Raw genomic sequence first — 17,817 nt, 5'->3', positions numbered from 1 at the left:
CATGACTGCTGTCCTTATTATTGTCTTTGTGGTCACTCTTCTGGCCGGTGTGCCGGTCTCCATGGCCATGGGCGGGGCCGGTTTGGCATCGCTCCTGTGGGGCGGTCATATATCGCCCATGCTGGTCGCCCAGAGGCTGTTCAGCGGCCTCGACAGCTTTCCGATGATGGCCATCCCCTTCTTCATCCTGGCGGCGGAACTGATGACCGGCGGCAAGATCACCGATCTGCTCGTGAAGTTCGCCTGTCAGCTGATCGGCAACGTCCGCGGCGGGCTGGGTTATGCCAATGTCATCATGGCCATCTTCATGGCCGGCATCAGTGGCTCGGCGCTCGCCGATGCCGCGGGCCCGGGCTCGGTCATCATCCGTATGATGCGCCAGGCAGGCTATCCGCTCGGTTACGCCGCCGGCTTGACCGCCGCAAGTTCGATCATCGCGCCGATCATTCCGCCGTCGATCATCATGGTGGTCTACGCCTTGACCGACAACAGTGTCAGCGTCATCGGCATGTTCATGGCCGGCATCATTCCGGGCCTCCTGCTCGGCGTCTCGCTGCTCATCCTCAACTGGTGGATTGCCCGCCGCGAGAATTTTACCTTCCCGCTGCCGCGCCCGGCCTGGGGTACGTTCCTGCTGTCGTCCTGGAAAGTGTTTCCGGCAGCCCTGATGCCGCTCATCATTCTCGGCGGCATCCATAGCGGCCTGTTCACCCCGACGGAGGCCTCCGCCGTTGCCGCTGTCTACGCCTTCGTCGTCGGCCGTTTCGTCATCGGCACGCTGTCGATCAAGCAGATTCCGCAGATCCTCGTGTCGACGGCGCTGATGTCGTCCGTCGTCATGATCGTCGTCTCCATGGCCACGATCTTCGCCTACATGCTGACCGTGCTGCAGATCCCGCAATCGGTGAGCCAGGCGATCGTCTCTCTCGATCTGCCGCCGCTCGGCCTGCTGATCGTCGTGTCGCTGTTCCTGCTCGTCTGCGGCCTGTTTCTCGATACGCTGCCAGCCGTCATCATCCTGGTGCCGATCCTCGCTCCCGTCGCACAGGCCGCCGGCATCAATCCGCTGCACTTTGCGATGGTGGTCATTCTCAACCTGACGATCGGGATGATCACACCGCCCGTGGGAGGCGTGCTGTTCGTCGTCTCGGTCGTGACGAAGATGCCGCTGTTCGCGCTTGCCCGGTCCATCGTGCCGATGCTGATCGCCGAACTCGTGGTCTTTGTCCTGATCGTCCTGTTCCCCGGACTGAGCACCTGGCTGCCCAATCTGTTCGGATACACCCACTGATACCCAGAGCTTATGGAGGAGAAAATATGCTCAGGAAACTCGCACTTTTGACATCGGCCCTTGTCTCGCTCGGCGTCATGCCGGCGATGGCCGCCCCGAAAATCCTGAAATACGAACATTTCCAGCCTGCACGTGAAGACCAGCCGATGCATGCCGCTGCGCTGAAGTTCAAATCCTGCGTCGAGCAGGCGACGAGCGGCTCGATCGAGGTCCAGATCTTCCCGGCTGGCCAACTCGGCAATGCGACGAATGCCCTGGAGGGACTGAAGTTCGGCACGATTGAGATGGTCGTCTCGCATGACGGTGGCATTTCGAGCGTCTATCGCCCGTTCGACATCTTCGCCATGCCCTATCTCTTCCCGGATCATGCCACCGCCTACAAGGTACTGGATGGCAAGTTCGGCAAGGATTTCGCCGACGAGATGCTGAAGCAGACCGGTATCCGCCTGCTTGCCTATGCCGACAACGGCATTCGCCACTTCACCAACAACAAGCACCCGATCAAGACGCCCGAAGACATGAAGGGCCTGAAGATCCGCGTCCAGCCGGCCCCGGTCTTCCTCACCATGGTCCAGTCGCTCGGCGCCAGTCCGTCCGCCATCGATTGGGGTGAATTGCCGGCAGCCCTGTCGCAGGGCACGGTCGATGGCCAGGAGAACGGCGTCACCAACATCATGGCGGCGAGCCTCTATCAGAGCCAGAAATACGCCACCCTCGATGGCCACGTCTACAGCCTGCACGCCTACCTGATCAGCGACATGTTCTACCAGACGCTGACCGATACGGAAAAGAAGGCGATCAACGATTGCGTCATCCCGGCTCGCGACATTCACCGCGACATGACGCGCGCCCAGGATCTCTCGGCCCAGAAGGTCCTGACCGATGTCGGCATGCAGGTCTATGTGCCGACCCCCGATGAAATCGAGAAGTTCCGCGAGGCGACCCAGCCCGCCGTCGCCGAGCAGCTCAAGAAGTCCGTCGGCGAAAAGTGGGTGAACGGCCTGCTCCAGGCCGTCAAGGACGCGGAAGCCCAGAAGTAAGCGATCGGAAAGAAGACGCGCGCATCATGAGAGAGACACCATTGCCACCAAATCCGCTGATCGTCGTACTGGACGAAGGCTATGGCGGGACTGACGTCGAAGCCGCCGTGCTGGCTCCCTTTGGTGCGCGCGTCGTCGAAATTCCCTGCAACGGCTCGGCGGACGCCGTCCGCAAGGCAGTCGCAGGCGCAGACGCCGTTCTGGTACGGGAAAGCCCCGTGGACGCGACCGCGATCGACCTGATGCCCGGCTGCCGCGCCATCGTGCGTTACGGCGTTGGCGTCGACAACATCGACCGCCCCTACGCCGCCGACCGCGGCATCTACGTCGCCAACGTTCCCGATTACGGCGTGGAAGAGGTCAGCGATCAGGCGCTTGCGCTGCTGTTTGCCGTGGCTCGACGGGTTGTTACCCGCGACCGGGCTGTCCGGGCAGGTGGCTGGAATATCGCCCGCGCCGAACCGATGTACCGCCTGCGCGGTGGCACGCTTGGCCTGATCGGCTATGGCCGTATTGCCGGTGCCTTCCACCGCAAGGCCCGCGGCATCGGCTATGAAAAATGCCTCATCTTCGATCCCTTCCTGAAGGAGGCGCCGGATGGAGCAGAGCTGGCAAGCCTGGAAAGGCTTGCCGCAGAGGCAGATGTCGTGTCGCTCCATGCGCCACTCACGCCCGATACGAAGCATATCGTTGATGCCGCCTTCATTGCCCGCATGAAGACCACCGCCATACTCATCAACACGTCACGCGGCGGGCTGGTCGATAGTGCGGCGCTGGCTTTTGCCCTGCAGGAGGGCCGCATTTTCGGTGCTGGCCTCGACGTGTTCGAGCAGGAGCCGCCGACGGCCCACAATTCATTTTTCGCGCTCTCCAACGTGGTCGTGAGCGACCATACGGGCTGGTACTCGGAACAGTCCGTCGACGACCTGCGCCGCAAGGCGAGCGAGGAGATCGCACGCGTATTCTCGGGGGAACTCCCCCGGAACTGGGTCAATCGCTGGGATGGCGAGGCCCGACAGACATTATCAGATGCAAACAGGAGTGCTTGAGATGACATTGGAAGAATTGATCGCCGGCTTCCGCGAAGTGGCAACCGCATCGGTGGCCGATGCCGTGGACAAGATTGCTGGCAGGCGCGGTTTCATGGATGAATGCATCAAGCCACGCATCAACGATCGCAAGATCGTCGGGCCGGCGGTCACCATCCTCGAAGCCCCGAGCGACGAGTTCCTGCCACCGCAGCATGCACTGGATGCGATCGACGAAAGCGAAGCCGGCTCGGTGATCTGCATCTCCATCGGCGAGGAAACCGATGTCGCTGTATGGGGGGGCCTGATGACGGCGGGTGCCGTTGCCAACAAGCATGAAGGCGCCATCCTCGATGGCGGCGTGCGCGACATTACCGAAATCCGCCGCGACTATGACTTCCCGGTCTATGCCCGCTCCGCAAGTCCCGGCACCACGCTCGGTCGCTTCAAGACCCTCGCCTCGAACGTGCCGGTCCAGATCGGCGGCGTGATCGTGCATCCAGGTGACATCATCGTTGCCGACATCGACGGTGTCGTCGTAGTGCCGCACGCTCATGCCGAAGACGTGCTCGCCATGTCGCAGGACATCGATATGCGTGAACTTGAACAAGCAAAGCTCATCATCCAGGCAGGCTCCCTGCGCGAGGGCCTTGCCAAATACGGTCGCATCTAGGGATCTGTCATGGCGTTGGATCTCATTGCGCTCGGCGAACCGCTTGTCGAATTCAACCAGAGCGGTGAAGGTACCGATGGAACCTTCTACCGTCTGGGTTTTGGCGGCGACACCTCGAATACCGCCATAGCGGCCGCCCGGCAGGGCGTCCGCGCTGGCTATTTCACAGGCCTTGGACAAGACGCCTTTGGTGACATGTTCATGCAGTTGTGGGCGGCCGAAGGCGTGGACACGTCGCATGTCGTGCGGCGGGCGGAAGCGCATACCGGCATGTATTTCGTGACCCATGGCCCCGACGGCCACGTCTTCTCCTATATGCGAGCCGGTTCGGTTGCTAGCCTGGTAAAACCGCAGGACATCCCCGCGAAATACATCGCAGGGGCAAAATACCTGCATATCTCGGGCATCAGTCAGGCGATCAGCGACACCGCCTGCGATAGCGTATTGGCAGCAATAGATACGGCACGGGCGGCAGGCGTGAAGGTGGCCTACGATACCAATCTTCGCCTCAAACTGTGGCCTCTGGCGCGGGCGCGAGCCATAACCCATGCGACGATACCGCTCTGTGATGTTATCTTTCCGAGCCTGGAAGATGCAACGGTCCTGACCGGACTATCCGATCCGGACGACATCGCAAGCTTCTATCTGGATCTTGGCGCCTCCCTCTGCCTTTTGAAAATGGGCAAGGACGGGGTTCTGGTAGCCGAACGTGGCAACCGGCAGAAGATTGCGGGCTACAAGGTCGCGAGCGTGGATGCTACCGGGGCTGGCGACACATTCGATGGTTCGTTTCTGGCGATGCTCATCGAGGGAAGATCACCGATCGAGGCCGCACGTTATGCCAACGCCGCAGCCGCACTCTCGACATGCGGATACGGGGCCGTTGCTCCGATACCAAGGAGATCCGAAGTCGAAGCATTCCTCAATGCACCACACTGAGAGACGCAGTCTTGCCGAAGACGATCACCTGACTCGCGCTCTCTGTCGATCGACGATCGGGAGCAGTTCCAGACCGGATTGAAGGGTGAAGGAAAACCTCTTGGAAAGATAGCTTGGTGTCCCCCGAGCCGGTAGATGCGTGTGTGTCGATAAGAGATGGCTGATTGGTTCGTGGTCACAGTGTATGGGTGCCCAGCCACGGTAAGAAGGTCTTGAGAGGATCTGCCCCCGGCGATTCGGTAGATAGGTCCGCTGCATCCTTGTGTGCTAATTCAAAGTTCTGGTTTTTCGCCTGTACCAAGAAACTTTATGGCGACGATGAACGCGGGAGCTACCCTCACGAAGTGAGGGCGGCCGCGATCGAACCCAAGACGGACATCTCGTTTGATGTTACGTCGAGGAGGCATGGAGTGAGCAGGACGGTTAGGATGAGCAAGGCCACCTTAAACCGCCTGTTTGAATGGCTAGAGTATCCGTCTCGATCAAGACGGATACTCTAGCCATTCATCTCGGGCGGACGAAAATATCCGGTGCCGATCATGATGAGGTCATTTATCAGCGGACGACCGGTAGAGGCGCTGAATGCGTGGATTGAGGCAGCCAGGATCAACTCAGGCTTTGCGTTCAGGAAGGTTGACCGCTGCGGTAATGTGTAAAGCGCACACTTAAGCCGAAATCGGTCAACGATATCGTCAAGCGGCGGGCGGCGACTGCGGGGGTGGAGCCCAAAGAGTATTCCGCACTCGGGTTGCGGTCCAGTTACCTGACGGAAGCTGCCAATCGCGGAATCCTGCTTCCCGAGGCGATGGAGCAGTCAGGCCACCGTTCCGTGCAAGCAGGCATCTGAATACGACAACAGCGTAACCCGGCGCAGCGGACGCGCGACACGGCTGATTTGAGAGCATTGCCCTGCGATCCTCAAAAGGGCGTTGCCACAAGACCCTTGCCATAATCGCGCCATTTTTGGGTTTCGCCACATAGTGTCTATGCTAGCCTTTCTTTATTCGGATACCTCTCCCATTGACGGAGGGCCAAGCATTGTGACGTCGGACTTACTTTTGCGATGTCGCCGGTATTTTGATCAATTGTTGACCCGCTAGATTAAGCTCTTATGACGCATTGCTATTTAGCTCGTCTATATCTCGGCTGCGGTGGAGCGCAGGCTTCTCGCCGGGGATATTGCCCGCACCATCGACTGGGTGAGATATGACTGAGAGTTTCACCGGGCGATCGTCGCGGCAAGCAAGTCGATAACGCTACTGCAAAACCTGTCATCGGTATTCGATCGCTTTCTTCGATACCATATGCTCGCGGGCAGTTTTCGAGGCAAGGCGGTCGTCGACGATCACAAGCTGTGAACCGCCCCGGCTTTGCCGGAGACCCCAACTCGTGAGAAGTAGGGTCTATGACAAGCAAGACGACGAACAAATTTTCTCCTGAAGTCCGCGCCCGGGCCGTTCGAATGGTGGCCGATCATGAAGCCGAACATCCTTCCCGGTGGGCGGCTGTATCTTCCATAGCGGCCAAGATCGGCTGCTCGGCGCATACGCTCAATGAATGGGTGAAGAAGGCCGAGGTCGACAGCGGCAAGCGTGCAGGTTTGCCGAGTGACGTGGCGGAGAAGATGAAGGCTTTGGAGCGGGAGAACCGGGAGCTTCGTCAGGCGAATGAGATTTTACGCAAAGCCTCGGCGTATTTTGCCCAGGCGGAGCTCGACCGCCCACTGAAGCGATGATTTCCTTCATCGATGCACACCGCTCGGTGCTCGGGGTCGAGCCGATTTGCAGGCTGCTGCCGATTGCCCCGTCCACCTACTATGAGGTCGTTGCCAAACGCACGGACGTGGACCGCCTGTCAGCCCGCGAACGGAATGATATTGCCATGAAAGTCGAGATACGCCGGGTGTTCAACGAGAACTTCCAGGTCTATGGCGTGCGCAAAGTCTGGCGGCAGTTGCAGCGAGAGGGTTACGATATTGCCCGCTGCACCGTCGCTCGGCTTATGAGAATGATGGGGCTTCAAGGCGTCATTCGCGGCAAGCCAGTCAAAACAACCATGTCGGACAAGTCTGCCCCGTGTCCGCTAGACCGGGTGAACCGACAGTTCTTCGCTCCCGCGCCGAACATGCTGTGGTTATCCGATTTCACCTATGTCGCGACCTGGCAGGGCTTCGTTTACGTGGCGTTCGTCATTGATGCCTTCGCCCGCCGTATCGTCGGTTGGCGGGCAAGCCGAACGGCCCATGCGGGCTTTGTGCTCGATGCCCTCGACCAGGCGCTTCATGATCGGCGGCCCGTCAAACGTGGCGGGCTGGTTCATCATTCCGACCGCGGCTCGCAATATGTGTCCATTCGTTATTCCGAACGGCTGGCGGAGGCAGGCATCGAGCCGTCGGTCGGAAGCGTTGGTGATAGTTACGACAATGCTCTCGCCGAAACGATCAACGGTCTTTACAAGGCCGAGGTCATCCATCGGCGAGGACCATGGCGCAACTTCGAAGCCGTGGAGTTCGCCACGCTCGAATGGGTCGATTGGTTCAACAACCGCCGCCTTCTGGAGCCCATCGGCAACATACCGCCAGCCGAGGCCGAAGAGCGATACTACGCCATGCTGGACGCACCAGCCATGGCCGCATAACTTAAGCCAAACGGTCTCCGGAAAAGCCGGGGCGGTTCACTGCTCTTTGAACGGGCGCTCGCAAGAGACGCGGATGGTGCAAGGCAGATTATCACCAGCCATGTACAGAAGGGTGTTGAACACCTTTTGAAGGGGCCACAATTCTTGTCAAAGATATGATGTTTTGATGTTTGAGTTCTTGAAGGGAACAGGGCCAGAACAAGAGCGGTGCGAAATCGTACGCTAACGTCGAGCGGAATGAGAGTTTATGCGACGCGCCGTAGTCCGGCTGGCAGACGGATTGATCGAGATCCGTCGGGCATCTGATGTTCGGCATCCCAGGTATAGATGCGGCTAAGGTTGATATACTCTCAATTGAGCGGCGAGATGAGCCCCGAGGCGCGGAAAGCTTGGCTTTCGAACGACCGATCACGGATTTTGCCTCGCTCGTGGAAAAAGACAGCCCACTTCTGCTTATGCTTATGCGTTGCCTCGCCCTTGTTGAGGCCGACCTGACGGCGCCGCCGTAAAGCTAGACTTGAGTACCATTCGATCATGGAGAGCGATCTCGCAGAGCCCTTGCGAGATGGCTTTGCTTCGGAGACACGGACAGTTTCTTGAGAATCGTAGAAAATTTAATGACTTGAGCCGCGATCAGACCACGGCGATGGCTGGCGTTGAAGTCGCCGGCAAGCCAGGCCGGCATTGCGTTACCCTCCCGCCCACGAGCAGACGTCCGACGAAATAAAACTCTACAAGGATAGCGCAATATAAAAAATCTAACACTTCACGTCGTAAATCTGAGATGTTAGATTTGAAAAATGCTTGATACTGAAAGCCCATTTCTCCCGAAAATATCGACCGACATCGTCACGGTGGCGGAAACGAAAATCCGTCACGATATCCTTGCGGGCGCGCTTCTTCCCGGAGAGCGCTTGTCGGAACAGGTTCTGTGTCGCCATTACAAACTGGGGCGCGGGATCATCCGCGCAGTGCTTGTCCGCCTGTCCCACCGGGGCTTCGTCTCGTCGCAAGCTCGCAGCGGCTGGAAAGTGGCGCCGATCACTGCGGTCGGCCTGCGTGAGATCGCGCTCGGTCGCCGGCAGCTTGAGCCCCTGCTCGCCGATGTCGATCTGTCTGAGGCCGATATCGGGCGCATCGAAGCGATTTGCACGATGCAGACGGCACTGGCTGCCCAGCCTCGGCTGTCGGCCGACAATATTGCCCTGCTGCGCGGTTACGACCGAGAGGTTCGCGATTTGGTCGCCGGCCAGCTGAAGGCACCGCTTTTGTCGGGCTGGCTCGCCAATCTGTGGGATCGCTCGGAATATTATCTGAATTTTCTGGAGGCCGGGTGTGCAACCCGATTGCCGCCAACCGACTGGACCAAATTCATCGAAGCAAAAAAGACCGGGCAGAACGCCAGGGCTGCGGCATTCCTGAAAAAGACCGCCGACGCCTTTTTCGCATTTACACAGGATCAGCTTCTGCAATCCAATTTCGAAGTGTCTGCAGTGGCACGAGCCCGAAAAAAATCTAGTGACAGGTCCGACGCCGCCAAGGCTAAGCCCGAATTTCAGCAACCATCGCCAAAAAGGACATTCTAGATGAAGATACTCAGAGCCTTGACCTTTGCGGCGCTGGTCGGCGCTGCCTTTCCGCTACACGCATTCGCTGCCGCCAAAGATACTATCGTTATCGATCTCGTCAGCGAGCCCTCCTCGCTTGATCCGCACAAGCAGTGGAACCCCGATAGCTATTTTGTTTATCGCAACATCTTCGACCAGCTTGTGACCCGCGACGACAAGGGCGAGATCATCCCGGCGATCGCCACCGCGTGGAAATACAAGTCCGACACGGAAGTGGTCTTTTCCCTACGTGACGATGTCACCTTCCATGACGGTTCCAAGCTGACGGCGGAGGACGTCGCCTTCAGCATCAACCGCATCATCGACAAGAAGTTCGCAAGCCCGCAGCTCAGCCAGTACAACAAGATCGTCTCCGCGGCTGTTTCGGGTGCCAATGAGGTGACGATCACCACCAACGGCCCCTACCCGGTTCTGCTCGCCCAGCTCGCAAAGTTGTCCGTCGTGCCGAAACACGTGGTCGACCAGATCGGCAACGATGCCTTCAACCTGTCACCGGTCGGCTCCGGTCCCTACAAGTTCGAAAAGTGGCAACGCGGCGTCGATGTCGTGCTGGCCCGATACGACGGGTACTGGGGTAAAAAGGGCGTCTTCGCCCATGCTGATTTTCGCGCCGTACCGGATGCCTCCACCCGCGTCGCCGACCTGAAGGCAGGCACCGCTGATCTGGCCGTCACGCTTGATCCAGACCTCGCCTCGCAGCTGAAGGGGGCTGGCGGAGTCAAGGTCCTGACCGCGGTCACCGAACGCATCGCCTATCTGAAGCTCAACCCGACCATCCCCCCCTTCGACGATCCCGACTTGCGCCGCGCGGTCGCTTATGCCATCGACCGCCAGTCGATCATCGACGGCCTGCTCGGTGGTTACGACAAGCCGGTCTCGCAGCTCGCCTCGCCGGACTATACCGGTTTTGTACCGGGCATAGAGGGCCTGCCCTTCGATCCCGCCAAGGCCAAGGAACTGGTGACCAAGGCCAGCGCCAAGGCTGCCCAGCCGATCGCCTTCCTTACCTCGCCAACCTTCGACCAGCGCATCGTCCAGGCACTGGTGCAGCAACTGAGCGACGTGGGCTTCAAGGTGAATGTCGAAAACGTCGATTTCGCCAGCTATCTGCAGCGCGTGCAGGCCGAGAAGGCCAAGCAGCCTGCGGTCTCCTTCGGCCGCTGGTCCTGCGCTTGCCAGGATGCAGACGGCATCTCTTTCCCGCTCCTGCATTCCAGCAGTTCCTGGTCGGCCCTCTCCGATCCGAAGATCGATGCGGCACTGGACACGGCCCGCAACACGCTCGACGCCGCAAAGCGGCTCGCTGCCTACAAGGAGGTCGCGACAACGGTGGCCAAGGACGTGCCCCTTCTGCCGCTCTATCAGGCCGCGGTCATTTACGGCGCTTCCGACAAGCTGGAATGGACGCCGACCGCCAATGAAAGCTTCTTCCTCAATCGGGCAAGCTGGAAGAACTGACGACCGGCTTCCGCCAAATTCGAAATCGCTCCGGCACGCCGCCTGGCGCGCCGGTCCTCGGGAAAGGTGGTTGCTTTGGGTGCGTTCTTCGTCAAACGATTGCTGCAGGCCATGATCGCGCTGTTCGGCGTCGTGACACTCGTGTTTTTTCTGCAGCGGCTGACCGGCGATCCGGTTCTGTTGCTGGTGCCACAAGGCGCCACCCAGGCCGACATCGACGTGATGCGCACAGCGCTTGGCTTCGATCGGCCGCTGTTCATGCAGTACCTGTCGTTCCTCGGTGGTCTGGCCCACTTCGATCTCGGCCATTCCTATGTTCAGAACCTGCCGGTTGTCGATATCATCGCAAGCCGCATACCCTATACGCTACAACTGGCCGCCGGCGCTCTGGTGGTTGCGATCGGTCTTGGTGTGCCGGTCGGCATACTGGTCGCGGTCCGGCGCAACCGCTGGGGCTCCCGCTGGCTGGTGGCTCTGGTGCTGATCGGGCAATCCATGCCGACATTCTGGACCTCCGTGCTGTTGATCATGTTCTTCGGTGTCTGGCTGCGATGGTTGCCACCATCAGGCGCTGCCGGCTTCGCGAGCCTGATCATGCCTTCCTTCGCACTCGGTTTCCTCTCTATGGCGACGTTTGCGCGAGTGACGCGTACCTCCGTTCTCGATGAACTCGGCAAGGATTACGTCCGCACGGGGCATGCCAAGGGCTTGTCCACCTTCCGGCTCATCGTCCACCACCTGTTGCGCAATGCGGCAGTGCCGATCGTCACGATTTCCGCGCTGGAGATCGCCAACCTCCTGACCGGCGCCATCATAATCGAAACAGTCTTCGCTTGGCCGGGGCTCGGCCAGCTTACGATCCAGGCGATCAGCGCCCGCGATTTTGCAGTCGTTCAGGGCGTGGTGCTCATCGGTGCAGCCGCAGCCATCCTGCTCAACCTCATGGCGGATATGCTCTACAGCCTTGTCGACCCCCGTATTCGTCTGCCGGAGCGTCTCTCATGAGCGCTGTGCTCACCAAAACCCGCGAGGCCGTCGGCAGCCTTCCCTTCGGTACTTTGCTTGCCGCTTTGGTGCTGATAGCGATCCTGCTAGCGGCAATCTTCGCTCCCTGGATCGCACCCTACGATCCGAATGCCCAGAATTTGCTCGGACGCCTGAAACCACCGGGTTTTGCCATCCGCAACACCCATTACCTCTTCGGCTCCGACGAACTCGGCCGCGATACGTTGAGCCGGCTGATTTACGGCGCCCGCGTTTCGCTCCTTGTCGCCTTCGCTTCCGTCGTGTTGTCCGGGATCATCGGCAGCATCCTCGGCATGATCGCCGCACTGCATCGTGGCGTTGTCGAGACGATCATCATGCGCCTGGTCGATATCGTATTGTCCGTACCGGCAATTCTGCTGGCCATCATCACCGTCGCCACTCTTGGCCCAGGTCTGCAGAATGTCGTGCTGGTACTGGCCTTGACCCGTTGGCCGCGTTACGCCCGCGTCGCCTATGGCCAGACGCTGGTGATCGCCAATACGTCCTATCTGCGACTGTCCCGCTCCATGGGCGCCGGCTGGGTCCGCGTGCTGCGCACGCACGTCCTGCCCAACATAGCCGGTGCACTGGTCGTGGTGGTGACGCTCGAATTCGGACTGATGGTTTTGTTCGAGGCCGGCCTCTCCTTCCTCGGCCTCGGTGTGCAGCCGCCGACGGCGAGCTGGGGCGCGATGCTCTCCGTCGGCCGCAATTATGTGGCGAATGCCTGGTGGCTATCCGTCATCCCCGGCACCGCGCTTTTTCTTCTTGTTCTGTCCGTCAATGTGCTGGGCGACTTCCTACGGGATCGCCTGGACCCCAGGAGTCGTTGAAATGGTTGATTTTACCGAGGATTTTAAAGACAAAAAAGTTATCGTCACGGGCGCTGCCGGTATTTTCGGCGGTTGGATTGCCAAGGCCTTTGCCGATGCCGGCGCCACCGTGCTCCTGACCGATACGGATGACGCCCGTCTCGAACGGGCCAAGAAGGAGATCGGCGGCGATCTTCTCCACTTTGCGGCCGATCTGACCAAGGATGCCGACATCAAGGCCCTCTTCGACCATGTGGGGGAGACATGGGGCGCCGCCGACGTGCTGGTCAACAATGCCGGCATCTATCCCTCCGGCTTCCTGCTGGACATTACCGCGGAAGATTGGGACCGCATCTTCGACATCAACCTTCGCGCGCCCTTCCTGCTGTCGCAGGCGGCCGCCAAGCAGATGATCGCCAAGGGCGTCAAGGGCTCGATCGTCAACATCTCGTCCGGGGCCTCGCGCAAGATGCGCCTGACGGCTGCGCCCTACAGCACCTCGAAAACGGCACTCGACCGGTTGAACAAGGGCTTGGCGCTGGAGCTCGCCGCATATGGTATCCGCGTCAACATCGTCGAGCCGGGCTTTGCGCCAGGCAGTGACGTCAACCAGCTGTCGCAGGAGCATATCGACAACGTCATCGCCAATATCCCGCTCGGCCGGGTTTCCGCGCCGGAAGATGCCGCGACCGCCGTGCTCTATCTCGCCTCGGATGCCGCAGGCTATGTGACCGGCGCGACGCTGACGGTCGATGGCGGCAATTCCATCGGTTCGCTCGCCGTCTACCAGGCCAAGAAACGGCCGCTCTGAGGAAAGGAGGACTATGATGTCCGGACCGAAAAGCGGCACCTATGCCCCCTTCCCCTCCTACCAATGGCCTGAAGGCAAGACGAGCGCTGCCCTGTTCAGCGTCGATGTCGATGCCACCGCGCCATTTCTGTGGGAGCACCGCGATTACCTTCCCGCCCGCCTCGCCCGGCTGGAACTGCGGCGTTTCGGCATGCGCTCCGGCATGGCTCGTCTTCTCGACCTGTTTGGCCGCTACAGCGTGAAGGCAAGCTTCTACGTGCCGGCCGTGGTCGCCGAATCCGACCCTGCCCTGTTGCCGGCCCTGCTCGACGCCGGTCACGAGATCGGCTTGCACGGTTATTTCCACGAGCTGGTACGCGACATCGACGACGGCGAGTTCACTGCGGCACTTGAAGCGAGCCTCGAGCTGTTCGTCCGGCAGACGGGCAAGAAACCCGTCGGCTTCCGTTCGCCGGCATGGGAGATGACACCGCATATGCTGCGCGAAATCAAACGCCTCGGCCTCGCCTATGACAGCTCGCTGATGGGCTTCGACCATCCGTACGAGATCGACGACGTTGTCGAGATCCCCGTACAGTGGGCTCTAGATGACGCCATCTTTTTCAAGTTCGAGGGCAGCGGCAACGACCGCCAGGCGCCCGTTTCCGGTGCACAGGTGCTGGACGACTGGCTGAACGAATGGCGTGCACAGCACCGCTTCGGCGGCCTGTTCACACTGACGGTGCACGACTGGATTTCCGGCCGCGCCCAGCGCATCGCGATGTTGGAAAAGCTTCTCGACGCGGTTACGGCCGAAAACGGCACGTGGATCGCAACCGCCGAGGAAATCTCCCGCCATCACGCGGCATCACCGAATAGAGGCCGCTTCGCCGTGCCGGCCGAGATTCCCTCGCCGATCGGCACACGGCGTTTCGGAGCAGCCTTATGAAGATGAGCGGCGCGACGAGCGAAAGTTGGCAGGTCGGCAAGACCCAGACGGTCAGCAAGAATGGCATGGTGGCCTGTCAGCACTGGCAGGCGGCCAAGGCGGGCGCACGGGTGCTTTCGGCCGGTGGCAATGCGGTAGATGCCGCAGTCGTCACGGCTCTGGTCCTGAGCGTGGTCGAACCGTGGCTCTCGGGCATTGGCGGCGGCGGCTTCTTGCTGCGCGCAGATGGTGCGAGTGGCACTGTGGATGTGCTTGATTTCAACGTCGTGTCGCCTGCAGGCCTTGATCCTGCGGACTACGGGGTCATCGGCGGTAACGACGAGGACTGGTTCAGCTGGCCGGCCGTTGAGGGAGACCGCAACCTGATCGGCTATGGCTCGATCTGCGTTCCCGGAACCATCGCGGGACTTGCGGAAGCGCTGGAAAAGTTCGGCACGATTTCCTGGGAGGAGGCACTGGCGCCGGCGATCGAGCAGGCGAAACGAGGACTTCAGGTGGATTGGTATGCGGCACTGGCGCTTGCCATTGACGGGCATAACCTTGCTCGCTTCCCCTCTTCGGCCGCACTTTTCCTGAAAGACGGCCGCGCGCCACGAGTACCGGAAGGCGGCAAGTCGCTATTCCTGCCCATGGCAGCCAAGGCTGCGACGCTCGAGCGGCTGGCACGTGCCGGAGCGCGTGATTTTTATGAGGGCGAGATCGCCTCGACGATGGTTGCCGACCTCGCATCTGGAGGTTCGGCACTGTCGGCAACCGATCTTTCGGCTTATTGCCCCCGCTGGATGACATCGCAGGCGCAGGTGTATCAGGGCAGCACCATCCATGCCGTACCCGGCCTTTCCGGCGGCCCGACGCTATTGAAGGCGCTCTTCGAACTCGAAACGACGCTCACTTCAGCCGATCCGCTTTCGGGCGAAACCGCCCTCGCCTTTGCCCGCGCCCTCCAGCATGCCAATGATGATCGATATCGCCGTCTCGGCCATGCTGCCGGGCAGAGTTGCACCAGCCATATCAGCGTCGTCGACCGCGATGGCACGATGGTTTCACTCACCAACACGCTGCTATCACGTTTCGGCTCGAAAGTCGTGGTTCCTGAACTGGGCTTCCTGCTCAATAACGGCATGATGTGGTTCGATCCTCGCCCCGGCCGGCCAAACTCGCTCGCGGCGGGGCGCCAACCGCTGGCCAACATGAGCCCGGTGATCGCCATCCGGAACGGCAAGCCGGAACTGGCACTGGGTGCCGCCGGCGGACGCCAGATCGTTTCCGCCGTCGCTCAGATCCTCGCGTATGTGCTCGCCTACGGCCTTTCGCCGGAAAAAGCGCTGTCGTCGCCACGCATCGATGTCAGCGGTGCCGCGGTGCGGGTCAATAGTGCGGCCGCAAGCGATGTGGCAGCCCTTGTCTCGGCCGAATACGACGTGCAGATGATCGAGGATACGCTTTATCCCGTCAACTTCGCCATCCCATCGCTGGTGCTATGCCGCGACGGCCTTAATATCGGCATGGTGCATCCGCGCAATCCATGGGCTGCCGTGGGGGAGGCCACCCCATGAGCGAACCCGTACTGGTGGTTGATGAATTGCGCGTTGCAATCGGCGGCAAGCCCGTTGTGGATGGGGTCAGCTTTTCCGTCTCTGCTGGCGAGATCGTCTGTCTGGTCGGTGAATCCGGTTGCGGCAAGTCGATGACGGCCTTTTCCCTGATGGGGCTGCTGCCGCCGGTGGCATCGATCTCCGGCGGTTCGGTGCTCCTGGAAGGCCGGAAGATCAACGGTCTTGACGATGCCGCCTTAAAGCGGCTGCGCGGCAACGACATGTCGATGATCTTCCAGGAGCCGGTCGCGTCGCTGAACCCGCTGATGCCGGTCGGACGGCAGATTGCTGAAGCTCTGTTGGTTCATGGCGGCGTCAGCCACGGCGAGGCCAGGCGGCGGGCAATCGCCATGCTGGACGAAGTCGGTATCCCCGAAGCCGCCTTGCGTGCCAAACAATATCCATTCGAGCTGTCCGGTGGCATGTGCCAGCGGGTGATGATCGCCATGGCGCTGATCACCCGCCCTCGCCTGCTGATCGCCGATGAACCGACGACAGCGCTCGACGTCACCATCCAGGCGCAGATCCTTGACCTGATGAAGCGCCTGCGCTCCGAGACCGGCACTGCCATATTGCTCATTACCCACGACATGGGTGTCGTTGCCGACATCGCCGACCGGGTTGCGGTTATGTATGCCGGGCGTGTCGTCGAGGATGGTACGGCCGAAGCCCTTTTCCGCGAGCAGAAGCATCCTTATACACGCCTGCTTCTCTCCACGATTCCGCGTCTCGACGGTAGCGACGCCAAATCCTTTCTGCCAACGATCAAGGGTATGGTTCCCGATATCGGTGCCTGGCCGGACGGCTGCCGTTTTTCGACGCGCTGTCCTCTGGCAGACGAAGAATGCGGCCGTATACCGGTGCTCTCGACAGCGGGGCCCGGCCGCCACGCCGCCTGCTGGCATCAGAGCCTCGTTGGAGGCATCGCATGACTGAGCCGCTCGTCTCCATCCGCGACCTGGCGGTGCATTTCCCCATCCTCCGGGGCTTCCTCGGGCGGGCTACGGGTCTGCTCAAAGCGGTTGACGGCGTCGATCTCGATATCGCACCGGGCGAAAGCCTGGCCCTGGTCGGCGAATCCGGTTCCGGCAAGTCGACGCTCGGCGGGACGCTGGTCGGCATGCAGACGCCGACGGAGGGTCTGATCCGCTTCGATGGCAAGGATCTTCGAACAGACGGGAGTGACGCCAAGAACCGTACGCGGGACATCCAAATCGTTTTTCAGGATCCGGTGTCTGCGCTCAACCCGCGCATGAACATCGGCGACAGCATCGCAGAGCCCTTGTCGATTCACCGCGTTGGTACTGTTGCCGAACGACGGGCGCGGGTGGCCGAGCTTCTGTCTCTCGTCGGTCTCAACCCGGCACATGCCGATCGCAAGCCGAATGCCTTCTCCGGTGGCCAGCGACAGCGGATCGTCATCGCAAGGGCGATCGCACTGCAGCCGAAATTGCTGGTCCTCGACGAACCGGTTTCGGCGCTCGATGTGTCGATCCGCTCGCAGATTCTCAACCTGCTTCTCGAGCTGCAGCAGCGTTTCGGCCTCTCATACCTGTTCATCTCGCACGACCTTTCGGTCGTAAGGCATTTCGCCGACCGGGTGGCGGTGATGTATCTTGGCCGCATTGCCGAGACTGGTCCGACGGCCGACGTATTCGCCCGTCCAACCCATCCCTATACCGAAGCTCTGCTCAGCGCTGTGCCGCTGCCGGATCCGGTCGCCCAGCGCCAGCGGCAGCGCATAATCCTGCAGGGCGACCTGCCGAGCCCGGCCAATCCGCCCTCCGGCTGTCGCTTTTCGACACGCTGTCCGATCGCCGAGCCGATCTGCAGGGAGGTGTCCCCGTTGCTTCGGCCGGCCCGTGCGATGCACCAGGCGGCCTGCCATCTGCGCCACACCGCCGATATCTGATCCTGCCCAAGCCAGTTTGCCAACCAAGCATGTTGAAGG

General features: G+C 60.7%; 15 protein-coding genes, 3 pseudogenes and 1 other annotated feature. Of the genes and pseudogenes, 17 read left to right on the top strand and 1 reads right to left on the bottom strand.

Annotated elements, in window-relative coordinates:
- Window position 1 precedes the first annotated feature (1 nt).
- The 8 genes and pseudogenes from NCHU2750_RS21815 to NCHU2750_RS21780 all read left to right on the top strand — a co-directional run bounded on the left by NCHU2750_RS21815 (window position 2) and on the right by NCHU2750_RS21780 (window position 7,608).
- Window positions 2-1,291: a TRAP transporter large permease gene (locus NCHU2750_RS21815; RefSeq protein WP_205583918.1), complete on the top strand. Its 1,290-nt coding sequence runs from the start codon at window positions 2-4 to the stop codon at window positions 1,289-1,291.
- A gap of 26 nt (window positions 1,292-1,317) precedes the next feature.
- A complete protein-coding gene (locus tag NCHU2750_RS21810; RefSeq protein WP_119943876.1) occupies window positions 1,318-2,331 on the top strand; it encodes a DctP family TRAP transporter solute-binding subunit in 1,014 nt (337 codons plus the stop codon).
- A gap of 26 nt (window positions 2,332-2,357) precedes the next feature.
- Complete coding sequence (locus NCHU2750_RS21805) at window positions 2,358-3,380, top strand: C-terminal binding protein (protein ID WP_119943875.1); 1,023 nt, start codon at window positions 2,358-2,360, stop codon at window positions 3,378-3,380.
- Between the two features lies 1 nt (window position 3,381).
- On the top strand, window positions 3,382-4,032 hold the full coding sequence (locus tag NCHU2750_RS21800; RefSeq protein WP_119943874.1) for an RraA family protein: 651 nt from the start codon (window positions 3,382-3,384) through the stop codon (window positions 4,030-4,032).
- A 9-nt stretch (window positions 4,033-4,041) separates the two neighbouring features.
- Window positions 4,042-4,971 (top strand): sugar kinase, encoded by a 930-nt coding sequence (locus tag NCHU2750_RS21795; RefSeq protein ID WP_119943873.1) that lies wholly within the window; start codon window positions 4,042-4,044, stop codon window positions 4,969-4,971.
- Between the two features lie 493 nt (window positions 4,972-5,464).
- A pseudogene (locus NCHU2750_RS30980) lies at window positions 5,465-5,870 on the top strand (site-specific integrase); the annotation flags it as partial.
- 246 nt (window positions 5,871-6,116) lie between these two features.
- Window positions 6,117-6,326 (top strand): annotated as a pseudogene (locus NCHU2750_RS30975) (FCD domain-containing protein); the annotation flags it as partial.
- Window positions 6,327-6,376: 50 nt separating this feature from the next.
- Window positions 6,377-7,608 (top strand): IS3 family transposase gene (locus NCHU2750_RS21780; RefSeq protein ID WP_119939629.1). Its coding sequence is split into 2 segments (ribosomal slippage): window positions 6,377-6,668 and window positions 6,668-7,608, totalling 1,233 coding nucleotides; the frame shifts between segments, so codons are not numbered across the junction.
- Window positions 6,661-6,777, top strand: a sequence feature (AL1L pseudoknot). Its footprint overlaps the gene before it by 117 nt.
- 245 nt (window positions 7,609-7,853) lie before the next feature.
- On the opposite strand, the pseudogene NCHU2750_RS21775 reads toward NCHU2750_RS21780, so the two are convergent.
- A pseudogene (locus NCHU2750_RS21775) lies at window positions 7,854-8,257 on the bottom strand (Tn3 family transposase); the annotation flags it as partial.
- 151 nt (window positions 8,258-8,408) lie between these two features.
- On the opposite strand from NCHU2750_RS21775, the gene NCHU2750_RS21770 reads away from it, so the two are divergent.
- The 9 genes from NCHU2750_RS21770 (at window position 8,409) to NCHU2750_RS21730 (ending at window position 17,778) form a co-directional block, all read left to right on the top strand.
- Window positions 8,409-9,194, top strand: coding sequence for a GntR family transcriptional regulator (locus NCHU2750_RS21770; protein ID WP_119943872.1), 786 nt, complete (start codon window positions 8,409-8,411; stop codon window positions 9,192-9,194).
- A complete protein-coding gene (locus NCHU2750_RS21765; RefSeq protein ID WP_119943871.1) occupies window positions 9,195-10,694 on the top strand; it encodes an ABC transporter substrate-binding protein in 1,500 nt (499 codons plus the stop codon). It abuts the gene before it with no gap.
- A gap of 75 nt (window positions 10,695-10,769) precedes the next feature.
- Window positions 10,770-11,699 (top strand): ABC transporter permease, encoded by a 930-nt coding sequence (locus NCHU2750_RS21760; protein ID WP_119943870.1) that lies wholly within the window; start codon window positions 10,770-10,772, stop codon window positions 11,697-11,699.
- A complete protein-coding gene (locus tag NCHU2750_RS21755) occupies window positions 11,696-12,553 on the top strand; it encodes an ABC transporter permease (protein ID WP_119943869.1) in 858 nt (285 codons plus the stop codon). The genes NCHU2750_RS21760 and NCHU2750_RS21755 overlap by 4 nt, the downstream gene beginning before the upstream one ends.
- A gap of 1 nt (window position 12,554) precedes the next feature.
- A complete protein-coding gene (locus NCHU2750_RS21750) occupies window positions 12,555-13,343 on the top strand; it encodes an SDR family NAD(P)-dependent oxidoreductase (RefSeq protein ID WP_119943868.1) in 789 nt (262 codons plus the stop codon).
- A 13-nt stretch (window positions 13,344-13,356) separates the two neighbouring features.
- Window positions 13,357-14,271 carry a polysaccharide deacetylase family protein gene (locus NCHU2750_RS21745; protein WP_245480469.1) on the top strand — a complete coding sequence of 305 codons (915 nt, stop codon included), beginning with the start codon at window positions 13,357-13,359 and terminating at the stop codon, window positions 14,269-14,271.
- Window positions 14,268-15,827 (top strand): gamma-glutamyltransferase family protein, encoded by a 1,560-nt coding sequence (locus NCHU2750_RS21740; protein WP_245480468.1) that lies wholly within the window; start codon window positions 14,268-14,270, stop codon window positions 15,825-15,827. Before NCHU2750_RS21745 ends, NCHU2750_RS21740 begins: the two co-directional genes overlap by 4 nt.
- The gene (locus NCHU2750_RS21735) at window positions 15,824-16,798 is read left to right on the top strand and encodes an ABC transporter ATP-binding protein (protein WP_119943867.1); all 975 of its coding nucleotides are present in this window, start codon (window positions 15,824-15,826) and stop codon (window positions 16,796-16,798) included. The genes NCHU2750_RS21740 and NCHU2750_RS21735 overlap by 4 nt, the downstream gene beginning before the upstream one ends.
- Window positions 16,795-17,778 carry an ABC transporter ATP-binding protein gene (locus NCHU2750_RS21730; RefSeq protein WP_119943866.1) on the top strand — a complete coding sequence of 328 codons (984 nt, stop codon included), beginning with the start codon at window positions 16,795-16,797 and terminating at the stop codon, window positions 17,776-17,778. Before NCHU2750_RS21735 ends, NCHU2750_RS21730 begins: the two co-directional genes overlap by 4 nt.
- The last annotated feature ends 39 nt before the right edge of the window (window positions 17,779-17,817 follow it).

It is taken from the genome of Neorhizobium sp. NCHU2750 (assembly GCF_003597675.1).
In the GTDB taxonomy this organism is placed as follows: Bacteria; Pseudomonadota; Alphaproteobacteria; order Rhizobiales; family Rhizobiaceae; genus Neorhizobium.
The sequence above is the reverse complement of the archived record's forward strand: the minus strand, read 5'-3'. Positions and strand labels throughout refer to the sequence as shown.